Source organism: Amycolatopsis sp. NPDC033938 (assembly GCF_055575975.1).
In genome coordinates, this window is the sequence record NZ_JBVIRO010000003.1 from 350913 (window position 1) to 369233 (window position 18321).

General features: G+C 67.0%; 16 protein-coding genes. 7 read left to right on the forward strand and 9 right to left on the reverse strand.

Annotated elements, in window-relative coordinates; genetic code table 11:
- Positions 1 to 30: 30 nt before the first annotated feature.
- Together ACZ5ZX_RS11620 and asnB are read left to right on the forward strand one after the other, a co-directional pair.
- On the forward strand, positions 31 to 288 hold the full coding sequence (locus ACZ5ZX_RS11620; protein ID WP_465501928.1) for an acyl carrier protein: 258 nt from the start codon (positions 31 to 33) through the stop codon (positions 286 to 288).
- Between the two features lie 29 nt (positions 289 to 317).
- Entirely contained in the window at positions 318 to 2135 is a 1818-nt protein-coding gene (asnB, locus tag ACZ5ZX_RS11625; protein WP_465501929.1) for an asparagine synthase (glutamine-hydrolyzing), read from the forward strand.
- A 330-nt stretch (positions 2136 to 2465) separates the two neighbouring features.
- Here the strand turns inward: asnB and ACZ5ZX_RS11630 are convergent, their stop codons facing one another.
- Together ACZ5ZX_RS11630 and ACZ5ZX_RS11635 are read right to left on the reverse strand one after the other, a co-directional pair.
- Positions 2466 to 3674: a cytochrome P450 gene (locus ACZ5ZX_RS11630; protein WP_465502169.1), complete on the reverse strand. Its 1209-nt coding sequence runs from the start codon at positions 3672 to 3674 to the stop codon at positions 2466 to 2468.
- A 37-nt stretch (positions 3675 to 3711) separates the two neighbouring features.
- Positions 3712 to 5337: an NAD(P)/FAD-dependent oxidoreductase gene (locus ACZ5ZX_RS11635; RefSeq protein WP_465501930.1), complete on the reverse strand. Its 1626-nt coding sequence runs from the start codon at positions 5335 to 5337 to the stop codon at positions 3712 to 3714.
- A gap of 174 nt (positions 5338 to 5511) precedes the next feature.
- On the opposite strand from ACZ5ZX_RS11635, the gene ACZ5ZX_RS11640 reads away from it, so the two are divergent.
- From ACZ5ZX_RS11640 to ACZ5ZX_RS11655, 4 genes are all read left to right on the forward strand, one after another.
- Entirely contained in the window at positions 5512 to 6732 is a 1221-nt protein-coding gene (locus tag ACZ5ZX_RS11640; protein WP_465501931.1) for a cytochrome P450, read from the forward strand.
- 12 nt (positions 6733 to 6744) lie between these two features.
- Positions 6745 to 6960, forward strand: a complete 216-nt coding sequence (locus tag ACZ5ZX_RS11645) for a ferredoxin (RefSeq protein ID WP_465501932.1) — start codon at positions 6745 to 6747, stop codon at positions 6958 to 6960.
- Positions 6957 to 8102: an acyltransferase family protein gene (locus tag ACZ5ZX_RS11650; protein WP_465501933.1), complete on the forward strand. Its 1146-nt coding sequence runs from the start codon at positions 6957 to 6959 to the stop codon at positions 8100 to 8102. Before ACZ5ZX_RS11645 ends, ACZ5ZX_RS11650 begins: the two co-directional genes overlap by 4 nt.
- 203 nt (positions 8103 to 8305) lie before the next feature.
- Entirely contained in the window at positions 8306 to 10279 is a 1974-nt protein-coding gene (locus ACZ5ZX_RS11655; RefSeq protein ID WP_465501934.1) for a KedN5 family methylcobalamin-dependent radical SAM C-methyltransferase, read from the forward strand.
- Between the two features lie 150 nt (positions 10280 to 10429).
- Here the strand turns inward: ACZ5ZX_RS11655 and ACZ5ZX_RS11660 are convergent, their stop codons facing one another.
- The 7 genes from ACZ5ZX_RS11660 to ACZ5ZX_RS11690 form a co-directional block, all read right to left on the reverse strand.
- A complete protein-coding gene (locus ACZ5ZX_RS11660) occupies positions 10430 to 11902 on the reverse strand; it encodes an MFS transporter (RefSeq protein WP_465501935.1) in 1473 nt (490 codons plus the stop codon).
- A gap of 57 nt (positions 11903 to 11959) precedes the next feature.
- Positions 11960 to 12679, reverse strand: coding sequence for a PadR family transcriptional regulator (locus tag ACZ5ZX_RS11665; RefSeq protein WP_465501936.1), 720 nt, complete (start codon positions 12677 to 12679; stop codon positions 11960 to 11962).
- 239 nt (positions 12680 to 12918) lie between these two features.
- Positions 12919 to 13494, reverse strand: coding sequence for a flavin reductase family protein (locus tag ACZ5ZX_RS11670; protein WP_465501937.1), 576 nt, complete (start codon positions 13492 to 13494; stop codon positions 12919 to 12921).
- The gene (locus ACZ5ZX_RS11675) at positions 13491 to 14291 is read right to left on the reverse strand and encodes a cyclase family protein (protein ID WP_465501938.1); all 801 of its coding nucleotides are present in this window, start codon (positions 14289 to 14291) and stop codon (positions 13491 to 13493) included. The genes ACZ5ZX_RS11670 and ACZ5ZX_RS11675 overlap by 4 nt, the downstream gene beginning before the upstream one ends.
- Positions 14292 to 14307: 16 nt before the next feature.
- Positions 14308 to 15921, reverse strand: coding sequence for an FAD-dependent oxidoreductase (locus ACZ5ZX_RS11680; protein WP_465501939.1), 1614 nt, complete (start codon positions 15919 to 15921; stop codon positions 14308 to 14310).
- Positions 15914 to 16864 (reverse strand): aromatase/cyclase, encoded by a 951-nt coding sequence (locus ACZ5ZX_RS11685; protein WP_465501940.1) that lies wholly within the window; start codon positions 16862 to 16864, stop codon positions 15914 to 15916. Before ACZ5ZX_RS11685 ends, ACZ5ZX_RS11680 begins: the two co-directional genes overlap by 8 nt.
- Before the next feature lie 29 nt (positions 16865 to 16893).
- Positions 16894 to 17688, reverse strand: coding sequence for an SDR family NAD(P)-dependent oxidoreductase (locus ACZ5ZX_RS11690; RefSeq protein WP_465501941.1), 795 nt, complete (start codon positions 17686 to 17688; stop codon positions 16894 to 16896).
- 169 nt (positions 17689 to 17857) lie between these two features.
- On the opposite strand from ACZ5ZX_RS11690, the gene ACZ5ZX_RS11695 reads away from it, so the two are divergent.
- Positions 17858 to 18310, forward strand: a complete 453-nt coding sequence (locus tag ACZ5ZX_RS11695; RefSeq protein ID WP_465501942.1) for a nuclear transport factor 2 family protein — start codon at positions 17858 to 17860, stop codon at positions 18308 to 18310.
- Positions 18311 to 18321 lie beyond the last annotated feature (11 nt).

Here is an 18321-nt window from a genome sequence, read left to right on the forward strand (position 1 = left end):
GCCGGAGACGGAAGAGAAGGAGAAGCCCGAATGGCGGAATTCACGATCGAGCGCCTGGTCGTCCTGCTGCGCGAGTGCGCCGGTGAGGAGGAGGGGGTCGATCTGGACGGTTCGATCCTCGACGAGCCTTTCGAGGATCTGGGCTACGACTCGCTGGCCTTGTTCAACACCGTGAGCCGGATCGAGCGCGACTGGTCGATCAAGCTGCCGGAGGACGTGGTCGCGGAAGCGAAGACGCCACGCGCGTTGCTGGCCGAGATCAACGACCGGATCGGTCAGCCCGCCTAGCGGGCCGGACCGGAAAGGAGCGGCCGCGGATGTGCGGAATCGCCGGCTGGGTCGATTTCGAGCGCGACCCGGACCAGGAGACGGCAGGGGCCATGACCGGCACGATGAAATGCCGGGGACCCGACGACGAAGGGCTGTGGCTGGACCGGCACGTCGCGCTCGGGCATCGCAGGCTCGCGGTGATCGACCCCGCCGGCGGCCGCCAGCCGATGGTCGCCGAACCGGAGGGAGTGGCACTGACCTTCTGCGGGGAGGTCTACAACTTCCGTGAACTGCGTACCGAGCTGGCCGCGCGGGGGCACAGGTTTCGTACCCGCAGCGACACCGAGGTGGTGCTCCGGGCTTATGTCCAATGGGGTGAGCGGTTCGTCGAACGGCTCAACGGGATGTTCGCCCTCGCCATCTGGGACGTCCGCCGCGCCGAACTGCTGCTGGCACGCGACCGGATGGGGATCAAGCCGCTCTACTACTTCCCGACCTCGCGCGGAGTGCTGTTCGGTTCGGAACCGAAGGCGCTATTGGCGAACCCGATGGTGCCACGCCGGGTCGGGGCGGAGGGGCTGTGTGAAATCCTGGACATGGTGAAGACGCCTGAGGTGGCGGTGTTCACCGGAATGGCCGAAGTCCGGCCAGGCACGCTGGTCCGCGTACGGCGGAGCGGCCTCACGAAACAGCGGTACTGGACGCTGGAGGCGGTCGAGCACAACGACGACCTGCCCACCACCATCGCCACCGTGCGAGGGCTACTGGAAGACATCGTGGCCAGGCAGCTGATCGCCGACGTCCCGCTGTGCACCCTGCTGTCCGGCGGACTCGACTCCTCGGCGGTGACGGCGCTCGCGGCGGGACACGGGCCGGTCCGATCGTTCTCGGTCGACTTCGCAGGCTCGACCGACCGGTTCCAGCCCGACGCGGTACGTGCGGAGGCGGACGCGCCGTTCGCCAGGGACGTCGCGCGGCACGTGGGCGCCGAACACACCGAGATCCTCCTCGATGCCGCAGACCTCGCGGATCCCGGCGTCCGCTCGTCGGTACTCGCCGCCACCGACCTGCCACCGTCCTTCTGGGGCGACATGTGGCCGTCGCTCTACCTGCTCTTCCGCGCCGTCCGGCAACAGTCCACAGTGGCCTTGTCCGGGGAGGCGGCGGACGAGCTCTTCGGTGGCTACCGCTGGTTTCGCAATCCCCGTGCCGTGAACGCCGAGACGTTCCCTTGGCTCACCTCCGGTTCCGCGCGGTACTTCGGTGGCTCGGCGTTGCTCGACACAGGACTCAAGGAGAAACTGGACATCGCCGGTCACCGGCAAGCGCGTTACCGGGAAGCGCTCGCGGAAGTGCCTCGGCTGCCCGGTGAAGACGTCACCGATCGCCGGATGCGGGAGGTCACCTACCTGAACCTCAGCCGGTTCGTCCAAACCCTCCTCGACCGCAAGGACCGCATGAGCATGGCCGTCGGGTTGGAGGTTCGGGTGCCGTTCTGCGACCACCGGCTGGTCGAGTACGTGTTCAACGTGCCGTGGGCGATGAAATCGTTCGACGGCAGGGAAAAAAGCCTGTTGCGGGCGGCGGTCGAGGATATCCTCCCGCGGTCGGTGGTCGATCGGGTGAAGACGCCGTACCCGGCGACCCAGGACCCCGCCTACGAACGGATGTTGCGGGGCAGGCTGGCCGAACTGGTCTCCGGACATGACGCGCCGGTGCGCCCCCTGCTCGACCTCGACCGGACCCGCCGGTTCGCCGGAGGCGAGGTCGGAGACGTCAGCCGTTCCTATGACCGCGGCAGTCTGGAGCTCGTGTTGTGGCTCAACGAATGGCTCACCCGATGGGACGTCACCATCGACGTATGAGGCGTCCCATCGGGCGCCGATCTGGCTTCAGTGTCCACAAGGGACACGTTGATGGCAGATAGAGTTATGGAGGGGTAAGCCAAACGTGGCGTGCCCCGGCGCGGGTCCGGACTGGCTGACGGAGGCCGGGTGTCCACACGAGACACATTCCCGGATGCAGGTGTCTGACTTGAGCTGTTTGCGCGGTTTCGAAGTGTGGTCGTGCAAGTAGTGGTCTGGGGCCGGTCGGTGGAAGGCGTCTGGAAGGCCCCCTTTGAGACGTTGAGCGTCTCAAAGGGGGCCTTCAGGACACTGCCGTTTGACCCGATTGCCGCCTGAACCGCGCAGGTGCTACCAGGTCACCGGTAGTTCGTGCAGGCCGAAGACGGTGGCGTCCTTGTACGGCAGTTCCGCGGCGGGGACCGCGAGCCGCAGGCCGGGCACCCGGGTGAACAGCGTACGGAAGACGATCTCGAGTTCGACGCGGGCGAGATTCTGACCGACGCATTGGTGGATGCCGTAGCCGAAGGCGAGGTGTCCGCGCGCGTTGCGGTGGATGTCCAGCTCGTCGGGGGCGGGGAACATTCTGGGATCCCGGTTCGCCGCCGCGTTGACCCCGATCACGCCGTCACCGGCGCGGAGCAGGGTGCCGCCGATCTCGATATCGGCGGTCACGACGCGCGACGTGAGCTGGTCGGCGATGCTGAAATAGCGCAGCAGTTCGTCGACCGCGGGCTCCGCCAGCGCCGGATCCTCCCGGATCGCGGCGAGCTGTTCGGGATGCTCCAGCAGGGCAACCGTGCCGAGCGAGATCATGTTGGACGTGGCTTCGTGCCCGGCGACGAGCAGCATCCTCGCCATTCCCACCAGTTGTTCGTGGTCCTGGGGTTCGTCGCTTTCGCGGTTCTTCACGATCATGCGACCGATGAGGTCGTCGCCCGGATCGGCCTCCTTCGCGGTGACCAGCCGGTCGAAATACTCCTGCAGTTCGGCGTTCGCTCGCCCGCTTTCCTCCGGTGTCGTGGATCTGCTGATGATCGCGGTGGTGGCGTGCTGGAAGAACTCACGGTCGGCGTAGGGAACTCCGAGCAACTCGCAGATCACCAGGGCAGGCACCTTCACTCCGACGGCTTGGACGAGGTCCGCGGGCCGGTCTCCGGCGAGCATGGCCGACACGTGTTCATCGACGATCTCCGTGATGCGCGGGCGCAGCGCCCGCATCCGCCGCAGGGTGAACTCCGGAACGACAAGCCTGCGTTGCGCGGCGTGGGCCGGCGGGTCCAGCGAGACGAGTACCGGTCGCAGCTTGGCCAGTTGTTCCGGTGGGAGTTCGAAGAAGAGCGGGAAGTTCGGGTGACGGCGGTCCGACGTCATCGCTTCGCTCACAAGCAGCTTTCTGACGTCTTCGTAGCGGGTGAGCAGCCACGCCGTACGACCACTGCCGAGCAGGACCCTGCTGACGGGTTCCTCCTCGCGCAGCCGGGTGTACTGCTCCGGGGGAGAGAAGGGACAGGTGCGCGGCATCGGAAAAGGACGCGCCTCGGTCTGCTTTTCGGACAGGGACACGGGAATCTCCTCAAGACCGGGGGTGCACGGGTCAGCCACCGACCGGAGCGGCGGCGGGGGCGAGGTAGTCTCGGATCTCTTGGCGCGGATGGTTCCGTGCCCAGTCCGCCAGCCTGCGCATCCGGTCCACCGTCGGTTCGATGAACCGCACTTCCGGCCGGTCGAGGTCGAGAGCGGGCAGCATCCAATCGGCCGCCCGGATCTTCGCCAGCAGGCCCTTCGCCGCTTCGTCGGCGGAAATCCGGCCGGCATGGACGTCTTCGCAGCGCGCGTTGACCTCTTCGAACAATTCGGCATAGGAGTCGACGGGCCACCACAGTCCGGGATGCTCGACGTCGTCGAGCCGGCGGCAATAGGTGTCGTCACCGGTTTCCTTGGTCCTGGCGAGCGCGGTGAGGTAGCGCTTGCCGCCGATCATGCTACCCGCCGACCAGATCCGGAACACCGCGTTCCACAGGTCGTAGGTGGCGAACGCGATGAAGGAGCTGTTGACCAGCTTGTCGTTGTAGTCGAGCAGCCCCTGTTCCAGCCGTTCGACGTGCGCGAACCTCTCGAGGGAGAAGTCGTCGTCGCGCAAGGCGTCCATCAGCCGCCAGGACAGCGTGTTGATGATCTCGCAGGTGTTGGACAGGCCACGGGAGAACAGTGGGTCGATGAACCCGGCCGCGTGTGACATCAGGCACCACCGGGGGCCGACCGTTCGGGTCGACGAGTACTGCATCCGGTCGGTGCGGACCCACTCACGGACGCTCCGTGCGTTGGCCAGCTGCCGCTCCACCGCGGGGAAGCGGCGTGCGTGGGCGAAGAACTCCTCTTCGGCCGAGAGATCGGCGCGCAGCGGGTATCGACGCGGATCGAGCTGGATCCCCACACTGCACAACGGGTTCGTGGCGCCCGCGTGATTGTCGAACGGGATGATCCACATCCAGCCACGTTCGAACATGTGGTGCAGGGTGCCTTCGCTCCACGGGGCAGGCGGGCGGTCACCGCCCCCGAAGCCCAGGTGGTCGTCAGCCGGGTCGACGCCGATCATATGCGTGAAGATCGAGCGCGCGTGGTGGTTCAGCCTGCTCGGCTGCTCGCGCAGCCCCAGCTGCCCCGCCAGCGGCGAGCGGAAACCGCTGGCGTCCACCAGATAGCGGGCGTGGTGCGTGCTCCCGTCGGCGCCGACCACCGAGACCCCGTCGTCGGCGAGGTCGATGCGTTCCACCCGGTAGTTCTGCTTCGCCTCGCAGCCGTAGCGGATCGCGGTGTGGAACATGTAGGCGTCCGAGTCCTGCCGGAACAGGTGAGCCGCGTTGCCCGCGATGTCGAGCAGCCGCAGTTGGTTGGTCTCCCGAGGGTCCGGTTCCTGACCGTCGCGGTGCAGAACGAACCCGAAGTTGCTCTTCTGGCCGTGTGATCCGCCGACCTTCGCCATGATGTCGGCGAAACTGCCCAGGTAGCCGATTTCGGGCACGCCATAGCGTTCGGCGATGAGCCGCAGCAGGAACAGCGTCTGCCCGATGGTGGACTCGCCGACCGCGAACCGTGGGTGCTGGGTTCCGTCCAGCAGGAGGACACGGAAACCGTGCCTCGCCAGAATCGACCCGAGGATGGTTCCGGACAGGCCAGTCCCGATGATGACCACGTCGTGGCCGCGTTCTCCGTTCCGCACAGGGCGAGTTCCTTCCGCTCAGTGGGGTTGTCTCCGACGCCCTTCAGTGGAGTCCCGCCGGGTATAGCCGCGTTCGAGCGGGCGCGGGGGACGGCTTGTGGCCTCGAACTCCGCTGGATCGGCGCTGCCTAGCGTCTGGCGGCGATCCTCGTTCCCGACCTGACCGGGGGAGTCATGACCGAGACCGTCACCACGTCCACCGCCGCGGCGCCGAAGTTCCCGGAAGCACGCACCTGTCCTTACGATCCGCCACCCGGTTACGTCCGTATGCGCGAGCAGGGACCGCTGCACCGGGTCACGCTCTATGACGGCTCGATCGGCTGGCTGGTCGCGAGGCACGCCGAGGCGCGACGGCTGCTGGCCGACCCGCGCCTGTCTTCGGATCGAACGCGGCCCGACTTCCCTGTGACCACACCGAGAATGGGCCGGATGCGGTCGCAGAGCCCGGCTTTCATCGGACTGGACCCGCCGCGGCACACCACCCTCCGGCGCACCGTGCTGTCCGGCTTCACCGTGCGCCGGATCCGCGCGCTGCGGCCGGACATCGAGCGGATCTACCGCGAGTTCGCGGACCGGCTCGCCGCCCGGAAACCACCGGTCGACCTGCTGGCGAATTATGCCCAAATCGCGCCGACCCAGGTGATCTGTCTCGTACTCGGCGTGCCCTACGCGGACCGGGAATTCTTCGAGGAGGCCGGTGCGCGGCTCGCGCTGGCCACCGACACCGAACAGTCGAAACAGGCAGGCATCGACCTGAGCAAGTATCTCGACGGTTACCTCCGGAAGCTGGAAGCCCGCGAGAACACCTGGACCGGTCCGGGACTGCTCGGCAAGGTCGCGGGGCAGGTCTCCGCCGGTGTGCTCACCCATGACGAGGCCGTGCGGACGGCGTTGCTGGTGCTGCTCGGCGGACACGAAGCCCTCGCGTCGATGATCGTGCTGGGCGCGCTCACCCTGCTGAACCACCCCGGACAGCTGGCCGCGCTCCGAGCCGATCCGTCGGGCTATCCCACCGCGGTCGACGAGCTCCTGCGCTACCTCTCGATCGGGGACACCATCGTCCGCGTCGCGAAGTCCGATGTGGACATCGACGGGGTGCTGATCAAGGCAGGGGAGGGGATCGTCGTTCCCCATTCGGTGGTGAACCGCGACGGAGCCGCCTTTCCTGATCCCGACGTCCTCGACGTACGGCGACCCGCCAGGCACCACCTCGCGTTCGGTTTCGGCGTCCATCAATGCGTCGGACAGAACCTGGCGAGGCTGGAACTGGAGGTCGCACTGTCCACTTTGTTCACTCGGCTGCCGGATCTCCGGCTCGCCGTGCCCGCCGAAGACCTGCGGCTGCGCCACCCCTGGCAGGTGCAGGGCGTCGACGAGCTGCCCGTCACCTGGTAGGAGGAGAAACTCATGCACATCACCGCTGATCGGCGGCTCTGCGTCGGGGCCGGGCTGTGCGCACTGGTCGCGCCGCGGGTTTTCGACCAAGACGAGGAAGGGCTCGTCGTCGTCCTCGAGCCGAACCCAGGCGCGAACGAACAAGCCGCGGCGAAGGAGGCGACCGTGCTCTGCCCGTCGCGCGCGGCACGGATCACTTCGGAGCAGGCCAGGGAGGAGGTGTCATGACCGCGATCCAGATGTCGCCCGAGTCCGGTGTCCAGGAGGACCGGCTGCCGTCCTTGACCGGCTTGCGGTTCGTGGCGGCCGCCATGGTCTTCTTCTTCCACGCCGATGACGAGTCCTTGTTCGCCGACAAGGCGGCGGGTTCGGTCTTCACCGGAGTGGTCGACCAAGGCGGCTGGACGGGCGTCGGGTTCTTCTTCGTCCTCAGTGGTTTCGTCCTGACTTGGTCCTCGCGCCCGCATGACCAGCCACGCCGGTTCTGGCGAAGACGATTCTTCAAGATCTATCCGAATCATCTCGTCACGTTCGTGCTCGCTCTGCTGATCCTGCCCGTGCTCGGACTGACCACGAAGCCGGGCAACGCGGTCCTCAACTTCTTCCTGCTCCAGGCGTGGTCGCCGAATCTGAAAACCGAGGCCAGCGTCAACCCCGTCGCGTGGTCCTTGTCGGTGGAAGCCCTTTTCTATCTCGCTTTCCCGTTCTTGCTGAAGGTGGTGCGCCGGATTCCGCTTTCGCGGCTGTGGCCCGTCGCCATCGGCATCATGGCCGTGGTGTGGCTGGTCCCGTTCGTCGCCCTGCTGTTCCCCGGTGAGCCGCACGTGTTCCTTGGCCCGATCTCCGAATGGCGGTACTGGTTCATCTACATGCTGCCGGCCACCCGGCTGCTGGATTTCGCGCTGGGAATGGTGATGGCGCGCATCGTGCTGACCGGACGCTGGGTGCGGATCGGTGTGCTCCCCGCGGCGTTGCTCCTGGTGGCCGGCTATGCGATGCCCGGACTGCTGCCGTGGTCGTTCCGGCTGGTCGCTTGCACCATCATCCCGTTGGCGCTGCTGATCCCGGCCGTCGCCACCGCGGACATCGCCGGGCGTTGGACCCCGTTGCGGAATCCGTTCATGGTGTGGCTCGGCGACGTTTCCTTCGCGCTGTACCTGCTGCACCCGGTGATCGTCAGTCTGCTCTACCGCTGGCTCGGCGGAGGCGGCTGGACCACGCCGATGGCGATCGCCGCGCTCGTGTTCGAACTCGTGGCCACTTTGGTGGTGTCCTGGCTGTTGTTCAGTTTCGTGGAGCGGCCGGTGATGAAACGCTGGAGTTCGCCACGGTCCCGGCAGGAATCGCGGATGCGCACCGCCGTCTCCTGACCCTGGCGGTGGTCGTGAGGGGCCGATTCGTGCGCCGGCCCGAATCGCCACTCGCGACCACCGATACCGAGGCGGGACTCGCGCTCCTTCGGCGAAAGCTCGAAATGGTATCCAACGGGCGATTCTAATCTGGTTCGTAGATCGGCTGATGCCGCGTGTCCTGGTGGAGAAGTCGGCCGGCGAATCTCTCGAGGAGAGCCAAGATGACTCGCAAGGAAAAAGTCTCCGTCTTCCTCGTACAACAAGGCGTCTGGGATATGCCGTTGGAGTCGATGCCGCTGGCGTCGGGATACCTCAAGGCCACGGCGCTCGCCGACGAGCGAATCGCGCAGGAGACCGAGATCAAGATCCAGAACTTCCGCGGCAAGGTCACCCTGTCCACGATGGCCAACGAGCTCTTCGGCGGCAGGGTGCCGGATGTGCTCGCGTTTTCCGTATTGGGCTGGAATTTCCGGTCGTTCGGGGTGCTGGCGGAGACCTTCAAGCAGCTCAACCCGCACGGGTGGGTGGTGTTCGGCGGCACCCATGTCGCGAACCAGGCCGAGCGGGTGTTCCGGATGTTCCCCGAGGTCGATGTGGTGGTCAACGGAGAGGGCGAATTCGTCTTCCGTGATTTGCTCGCCGCGTTCCTGGACGGCGTGCCGCGTGAAGAACTGTCCGGCATCACCGGAATTTCCTATCGCGACGCCGACGGTGTGACGGTGACGACCGAGGACCGGAAGCGGATCGAAAACCTGGACGAGATCCCGTCACCGTTCCTGAACGAGGCGATCGAGATGACCGGCGCCGACGGCCGGTTCCGGTACGACGTGGCGTTGATGGAAACGAATCGTGGCTGTCCCTACAAATGCGCTTTCTGCTACTGGGGTGGCGCCGTCGGGCAGAAGGTCCGCGCGTTTTCCCGGAAGCGCCTGCGCGCGGAGCTGGAGATGTTCGCCAAGCTCCAGGTGCACACGATCGTGTTGTGCGACGCGAACTTCGGGCTCTTGCCGATCGATGTGGAGTTCGTGGACGACCTTATCGAGGTCCGGCAGATCTACGGGTTCCCGCGCGCGCTGGAGACGTCTTGGGCGAAGAACAAGTCGAAGACGTTCTACGAGATCGTGGGCAAGCTCAAGAAGGCGGGCCTGCGCAGTTCGTTCACCTTGGCGCTGCAGACGCTCGACAAGGGGACGCTGGACCTCATGAACCGGCGCAACATGAAGGTCAACGACTGGGAGGATCTCTCCGAGCGGCTGGCGAAGGAAGGGCTCGACTGTTACGCCGAGCTGATCTGGGGCGCGCCCGGAGAGACGGTGGAGTCCTTCATGGACGGTTACGACCAGCTCGCCCGGCGCGTGTCGCGGATCGCCTGCTATCCGATGCTCATGTTGCCCAACACCGACTACAGCGACAAGAAGGACGTGTACGGCATCGTTTCGGTGCGTGGGGACAACGACGACTTCGAGTACGTCCTTGCCACCAACAGCGTCACTTTCGCCGAGAACCAGCAGATGCAGCGGTTCCTGTTCTGGGCGCGAGCGGTGGCGGAAATGGCCGTGCTGCGGCACATCTGGGTGGCGTTGCGTGAACTCGCCGGCATCACCCAGACCGAAGTGCTCCGCGACCTCGACGAATGGACGAGGGAGACCACCGACCCGGCGGCGGAGCCCCTGCGGACCGCGGTCGACGAGGTGGTCACCCATATGGCCGGCCTGGGTTCGGCGATCGCCTACCTTTACATCGATCCGGCGGCCAAGGAGATGTTCCGGCACTGGTGGGCCGAACGCATCCGGCCGCGGGTGCCGTCGGAACTGGCCGCGCTGCTGGATTCCGTGCTGGAGTACGACCTGCTCACCCAACCGGTCTGCGTCGAGGACAGCGACGGCCCGGATCCCGCGTTGACGGTGGTGCGGGTCCGCGGCGAGCGGTACTACCTGCGCGCCGGTGTGCGGCTCGACTACGACGTCCCGGCGGTGGTCGCGGCGCTGAACGCCGGCACCAGGCCGGATCTCTCGCCGTCGCCGACGGAACTCGACCTGTACTACCGGACCGGTGCGGAGAACGCGGTCCGCTCGACGAACCACGAGACGATCGTGCACTACATGGGCATGACCGCCGCCGACGTACGGGTGAGCGCCGCGGTCACCGAGTCCGCGACGGCCGCGCTGACCGGTGAGAAGGGCGGCTGCGGATGACCGCGGGCGGGCCGTCGGTGAAGCGCCTCGCCGGTCCGCCCGTACCCAGTGACGAAGGTGTCCCGCCCGCGACCGGAGTCGCGGGCGGGACACTGGGTAGCGGGCGCGGACCCCGGGCTGGGGGACCATCGTGGTGCCGAGCCCGCCGGCTCAGTGGTGCCCGACCTTGTCCGGCTTCGGAGCGTTGATCAGGAGGAAGCCCACGATGGCACCGAAGACCAAGAGCCCCGCCGCCCAGCCTGCGGCCACGTTGTAGCCGTGCACGGTCGCCGTCACCTTCGCCTCGTCGCCACCGCCAGGGTGGGCGTCGAGGTAGTTGCTGGTCACCAGCGTCGCGATCGTGTTGGCGAGGGCCAGTCCGATCGCCGAACCCATCTGGCGCCCCGTCCCGACGATGCCACTGGCGGAACCGGCGTCACCGGGGTCCACGCCCGCGGTCGCGGTGCTGTAGACGGACGCGACCATGCAGCCGACCCCGAGACCCATCACGAGCATCGCCGGAAGGAACGAGGACCAGTAGCTGTCTTCCGCGCGGACCTGGGTCAGCAGACCGAACGCGAGCGCGTAGACGAGCATGCCGACGAGGACGAACATCCGGGGCCGGACTTTGGTCGCGATCTTGCCCGCCACCCAGTTCGTGAGCATCAGACCACCGGTGAGCGGGAGGAAGGTCAGCCCCGTCTCGGCGGGCGTGAAGTGCTTGATGTTCTGCGCGAAGTAGGTGAGGAAGAAGTTCATGCTCAGGATCTGCATGGAGATCAGCAGCATCACCAGGTTCGCCCCGCCGCGGTTCCGGTCGAGCAGCAGCCGCAGAGGCATGAGCGGATGGGCGACCTTGGTCTGGACCACGATGAACGCGACGAGGAGCACCAGCCCGCCGACGAGCAGACCCACGGTGGTGCCGTCACCCCAGCCGTTCTTGCCCGCTTCGGAGAGTCCGTAGACCAAGGCGAGCATGCTCGCGGTGACCAGTACCGCGCCGGGCACGTCGAAGGGCTTGCGCTCGCCCGCAGGGCCTTCCTTGAGTACGGTCATCGCGCCGAACAGCGCGATCAGGCCGAGCGGCACGCTGAGGAACAGGCACCAGCGCCAGCCGAGAGTGTTGGTGATCAGCCCGCTGAGCAGGAAACCGACGGTACCGCCCGCCATGTTGATCAGGCCGAAGTAGGAGAACGCCTTGCCGCGTTCCTTGGGGTCGGTGAAGGTCGTGGTGACGATCGCGAGCTGGGCGGGACTCTGCACGGCGGCGAAAACACCTTGTGCGGCGAGCGCGATGATCAGCATGAGCGTCGTCTGGGACGCGCCTCCGACGGCCGAGGCGACCACGAAGCCCGCCATGGCGAACACGAGGGTTCGCTTACGGCCGAAGCGGTCGACGATCCGCCCGCCGGCCATCAGCATCCCGCCGAAGGCGAGTGAATAGATGCCGAGTACCCAGGCGCGCATGGAATCCGGGATGCTCAGTGTCTGCTGGGCCGAGGGCAGGGCGATGATCACGACGCTCGCGTTGAACTGCAACATCAGCTGTGCGAGGCCGACGAACGCGAGCGCGATCCAGCGCGTCCGCGCCGCACCCGCCGTATCCGGCGACTCGGTCGCCTGGCCGGTGGTTGTTTCGGTCATGGAGGGGCACTCCTCGGTGCGTGATGGGTAGTCGGGTGGTTTCCGCCGTCGCGGAGTTCAGGCGGATTCGCCGGCGAGCATCAGATAGATCTCGCGGCGGAGTTCGGTGAGCCGGGTGGCGGCGGTGGCCTTGTGGCCGGGGGTGCCGACCCTGCCGAGTTGAGCGACGGCTTCGCCGAGCTGCTCGTAGTTCTCCTGCAGGCGGCTCGACGCGGTGTCCCGGTCCTCGATCAGGTCGGCCCAGGGCACTTCCCCGGCAGCGGAAAGCTTCTCCGCCTCCAGGCGTCCGGCTTCGGTGAGCGTGAACGCCCGCCGTCCGGTGCGGCCTTCGCCGACGATCAGACCTTCCTCCTGCAACAGGGAAAGGGCCGGATACACGGCGCCGGGACTGGGCCGCCAGGCACCGTTGGTGCGCTCAGCCAGTTCCTGCATGAGTTCGTAGCCGTGCATCGCCCGCTCGGTCAGCAGTACGAGTGCAGCCGCCCGGACCGCGCCGCGGCGGGCGCGGTTCGAATTGCGGCCGCCGCGACGGGCGGCTTCGCCACGTTCGGCCGGCCTGCGGGATCCATCGTCTTCGGTTCGGCGCGTGTCGTGCCGGGTGTCGTCCTCGTCCCGGCGGCGTTCTCGCGGGTCGTCTTCCTCGGCGAAGGGACGCCGTTCGCGTCCATGAAGTTCGTTGTTCTCGAGCGCCTCGAGCAACTCCTCGCGGGTGAAAGTGGTCTCCCGCCGGGTCCGGCGCTCCTCGTCCCCGTTCTGGCCGGCGTCGGGGGAAGTCATCGTGTCTCCTCATACCTGACTGGTCGAGCTCTTTCGTAAGCCCTGATGCAGTCAAGTTATATCGTTAACTATCTCGATACAAGGTGACGTGGGTCACATGTCTGAGTTATCGAGCATCCCGATTTGCTGGATAAAGCCGCTTGAGCTGCAACTTTCCCGCAGAACGCAAGTGTCTGACTGATGCGCAGAGCGCGCTAGCGCTATATCGATACCGACCATAACGATATAGATGGCGATACTCAGCCTTCGGTGGCCATCGTCAGTGCGGTGGCGGAACCGTCTTCGCCGACCGGCCAGCGGCCATACTGCCGTCGCCAGTACATGAGCGGTCCGAACGTCTCTTCACGAGCTTGGCCGCCGACGATGGCGCAGAGCAGGACCGTGTGGTCGCCCGCTTCGACCGCACCGACGAGCGCGCAGTCGGCGTAGGCGATCGTGTCCTGGACGAGCCACGGAAGCCCCGACTCGGGAGACGGCCGCCAGGTCACCGACGAGAAGCGATCGTCGTGCCGGGTGGCGAAGCGGGTGGATGTCGCTTCCCTGTTGTCCCGCAGGAAATTGACGATCAGCCGATGCCTGGCCAGGATCGCGCGCAGCACACGGCTGCCGCTGTGCAGGCAGGCCAGCAGCAGCGGCGGGGTCTGCGAGACGCTGCACGTGGCGCTGCAGGTCACTCCGAGCGGCTCGCCCCGCTCGTCCAGCGTGGTGACCACCGTGACCCCTGAGGGGAACGCGCTCATGATCGAGCGGAACCGGTCCTCGCCGATGCAGGAATCGAGGACGGCGGAAGAGACGTCGAGCCGATCCGGGTTCATGGTCGCTCCTCGGGGCCCTGGCTCTCGTCCAGCAGTGCCACCGCGCGGGCCCAGCCGGCGCCGGCCCTGGCCAGCTTGACCGGGAAACAGCAGACGGTGAACCCGGTCGGCCGCGGGAGCGCGCCGAGGTTGGCGAGCCTTTCGATCTGGCAATATTCGCGACGGCGGCCCGCGAAATGGGCGGGCCACAGCACCGAGCGGTCCTGAGTGAGGCGATAACGCTCGATCATGTCGGCGAACGGCGCGTCCAGGCTGAACGCGTCGGTACCGATCAGCCGTACGCCGAGGTCCAGCAGCAGGTTCGTGGCCGCGGCGGCGAGCCCGGTGAAGTCGGTGAAGTACTTCTCCGTACCGGCAAGCCGGTCGGCACCGGTGTGCAGCAACACGATGTCGCCGGGGGCGGGGGTGGTGCCGATCCGGTCGAACGCGGCGCGGAGCCGGTCAGCGCCCGCCGCGCCGACCGGCTCGCCGGTGAGGTCGAGGACGATGCCCGGACCGGTGAACCAGTCCAGTGGCATCTCATCGATGTGGCGAGGGACGCCGTAGTCGGCCTTGGACCCGTAATGGGAGGGCGCGTCCACATGTGTCCCGGTGTGCGAGGTCAACGTGAAGGTGTCGAGGGAGAGCAATTCTCCTTCGGGAAGAACCGAAACGTCGAAGTCGATCGAGAAGTTTTCCCGCATCTGCCTTGCCATGTGCTCGGCGCCTTCGGCGGGGGAGAGGACCCGGTGTTCGACCGGGTTCGCCTCCCACTCCACCGAGGCGTCCACTGTGGACGAGAGATCTACGATCCGCACGGCGGCCTCCTCGTGCTCAGGCCGGTAGCCCGGCGTCGCGGTCCGCTGGGATGAGGTGCCGGGCGGTCAGGACGGCGAACAGGACGCCGTCGTCCTCATAGCCGCCTTTGGCGGCGAGGTAGCCGTCCGGGCGCACGAGCGCGTAGCTCCGCGCGGGCAGAGCGAACGCCTGCCGCACCATGTCGCCGGGATCGGGGATCGAGCGTTCGCCGTGCGGTGAGGCCGAAACGACCCGCACCGACACCGCATCCTCGAACCGCTTGACCGCCGACGGCACGGGATCACTCCGATCGTCACAGAACAGCAGCAGGGTCCACCGTGGATCGGTCAGTTCAGCGCAGAGCTCCCGCCAGCCTGCCGAAGCACGCTCTTCGGCACTGTCGCAGGCCACACGCGCACCGGGGACGAACCGTCCGGTTCCCGCGTCCGGCTCGCTCAGCGGACTGTCCGGGTAGCTCAGGGTAAGTCCGCAGAAGCCCTGGATCAGCTTGCGCTCCAGCCGGCCCTTCAGTGGTTTGACCGCGTTCACCATGCCCAGCCCCGGTGGCATGAACACCAGCGCGAGCGCGTTGCGCAAGGCCACCAAGGCGGTTGCGGTGCGCGTCGAACGCAGCAGCTTTTCGCCGATCGGGACCCGCTCGGCGCCGTAACTGTCGAGCAGCTTCTCGTCCGCATACCCCCGGACGACGTCAGCGAGCTTCCATGCCAGGTTGTACCCGTCCTGGATTCCGGTGTTCATCCCCTGCCCCGAAGCGGGGCTGTGCACGTGGGCGGCGTCGCCCGCGACGAAACAGCGTCCCCTCCGCATCCGTTCGACCTTCCTCTGCTGCACGGTGAAGACCGAAAGCCAACTGGGCTCCGGCACCGCGACGGCGTGGCCGAGCGCACGGGAAAGCTTGTCCGCCAGCCTGGCCCGCACCACTTCCGGTTCACCGGCGTGGTCGGAATCCTCCGTGTCGACCACCCGCCACTTGCCCGGCTCCGGAAACGGAACCAGCAGCAGGGTCCCTTTGCCGTGGTGCACCAGATGGTTGCTGTCTCTCGGCAGGTCGACGTCCAGTTCGACGTCGGCGTTGAGCCAGGTCTGCGTCGAGTCGCCGAGCAGGCGGATACCCAGGGTGCGGCGTACCAGGCTGTGTGCCCCGTCGGTGCCGACCAGCCAGGGCACCGCGATCTCCTCGGTGTGCCCGTCCGCCTGGCGGAGCGTGGCCGTCACTTCGGTGTGATCCTGGTGGAAGTCCGTCAGCCCGACACCCCATTCGACCTCGACGCCGCGTCGGCGCAAGGTGTCGCGAAGCACCTGCTCGACCACGACCTGATCGACCATCAGGCTGAACGGGAACCGCGTCGGCATCCGGGAGTAGTCGGCGTCGAAGGCGATCAGCCGTCGTCCCTTCAGATGAATGGTGAAATGCCGCACCCGCTGGCCCCTCGGCAGCAGATCGCCGAGCACCTCCATCTGGTGGCAGATCTCCAAGGTGCGCGGGTGGGTGGCGAGCGCCCGGCTCGACGTCGCCGGTCCGGTGGCCTTGTCCACCACGCGCACCCGTACCCCGCGGCGGACGAGTTCCAGCGCCACGGTCAGCCCCACCGGGCCCGCGCCCGCGACGAGAACTTCGGGATCAGACATGGCTCGCCTCGGCGAACTTCTTGGCCAGTGCCAAGGTGTCCCGGCTGTTGCCCCCGGCCGCGCGACGCACGAAATCACGCGCGGTCGCGACCGTCGCGTCGGCGCCCAGCACCGGTTTGATCGTGTTCTCGTTGAGGATCACCGTGTGTCGCGAGGTGACGATGACGCCGAGGCCGCTTCGCTCGAACCGCCACTCCCCGGTGTGCGTGGTCATCAGCGAAGGCGTGACCAGCTGCTTGTACACGATCCGTTCGCCGGGGAAGCAGATCCGGATCGACTCGGTGGTGTGCGTGCTGCCGTCCTTGGTGCGGGTGTCCATGGCCATCCGCTGGACGTTCCGGACGTCCTCGACCAGATCGAGCCGGGCCACGTGGGGCAGCCGGTCCGGCCATTCGGACGCGGCGTAGAGGAAGTCGTAGACGACGTCCAGCGGCGCGCGCACCAGTACCGCGTCGTCGAAGGTGAACAACAGCTCGTTGGCCCGTTCCCAGTGCTCTGCCAAGGCGCGGATGTTCGCCAGTTCCTTTTCACTGTTGGAGTTCGTGGCTTCGGTGATCCAGGCGACCGCGTCGGGATCGTCGTCGATCGCGTCGAAGTCGTGGTCGAGCACCAGGAGCGTCCCGCCGCCGTCGCGGGGCAACACCTGCCACTCGCCGCCCATGTTCGCCACCGGTGGGCTGGAGACCTCCTGCCGGAACCGGATCCGGCGGGCGTCCGGATTCAGGTGACGGATCGACGTCCAGCTCTTCACCGCTTCGTTGGCGATGGCCCAGATGTGCAGCCGTTCGCTGGCGCGGTCCACTCGCGACCGTTCCACATGGATGGTCGGGGCGAAATGCTGTGGCCAGGTCGTGGCATCGGTGATGATCCGGTAGACGACGTCGGGCGGCGCGTCGATGTCGATCCGGTGCTGGGTGCGGTGACATCCGATGAGGGTCGGCACTGGCCGTCCTTCCTGTTCGCTGGAAAGATTCAGTAGCTGCCGAGGCCGCCGCAGACGTTGATCGCCTGTGCGGTGACGGAAGCGGCGGCGTCGGTGACCAGGTAGCCGACCATGCCGGCCACCTCGTCGGGGGTGGCGTAGCGCCCGAGCGGGATCTTGGCGTTGAACGTCGCGAGCACTTCTTCTTCGCTGACCCGCCAGGTTTTGGCGTAGGCCTGCCGGACCCGTACCGCCATCGGGGTCTCCACGTAGCCGGGGCATACCGCGTTGACGGTGATCCCGCTCGGCGCCAGCTCCTTGGCCAACGCCTTCGAGAAGCCGATGACACCGCCCTTCGCCGCGGAATACGGCGCGCCGAGTGGGACGCCTTGTTTCCCCCCGGTCGAGGCGATGGTGATGATGCGGCCTCGGGCGGACTCGGCCAGCCCGCCGGTGGTCAATGCTTCGCGGGTGACGGTGAAGACGCTCGTCAGATTCGTCGCGACGACGTCGTTCCACAGTTCGTCGGTGATCTGTGCGGTGACCCCGCCACCGTTGCGGCCGGCGTTGTTCACCAGCACGTCAAGGGGGCCGAACCGCGAGACCGCGGCTTCGACGACCCGGTGGACGGCCGCGCGGTCACGTACGTCTCCCTCGATCCCGTCGACGGTCAGGCCTTCCTCACCCAGCTGTTTGACCGTCGAGGCGACGTTCTCGGCGGTCCGCGCGCAGAGGAAGACCCGCAGACCCTGCCCGGCCAACAGCCGGACGATCGCCAGGCCGATCCCGCTCGTGGCACCGGTGACCAGCGCGACCTGTTCGTTCGGCGTTGTACGCATCGGCATCCCTTCTCCCGCTGTCGCTCCACGACGAACCGAGGCTGACGGACCTCGTTCGATCCGGGGCAGAACGGGATTCGAGCGCGGCGCGCTCTATCGGCGGTCGAACGGCCGGTGCGACGGTCGTCGTCACCGGCGGATCCGTCGAAGACCCGAGCTCCGAGGAGGACCACTCATGTCGTCGTTCGCCCCACCCGCGGGACTCGCCGGGACCACTGCGTTGTACGTGGAGATCCAGCACTTCTACAGCCGTCAGATGCGGTACCTCGACGAAGGTGAGATCGACGACTGGGCAGGCACTTTCACCGAGGACGGCGTCTTCACCGCGAACGCCCATCCGAAGCCACAGGAAGGTCGGAAGGCGATTGTCGAAGGTGCCCATACCGCACACCGGAAGCTTGCCGAGCAAGGGGTCCGCCGCCGTCATTGGCTCGGCATGCTTCAGGTCGCCGAGCAGCCGGACGGCACGATCCACACCCATACCTACGCGACCGTGCTCGCCATTCCCCAAGGCGGCGTAGCGGCCGTCGAGCTCAGCTGTGTCTGCGAGGACGTCCTCGTGCGGGACGACGGCGAGCTGCGCGTCCGGCACCGCCGTGTCCGCCGCGACGACCTGCCGGAGAAGTGACCGTGTCGACG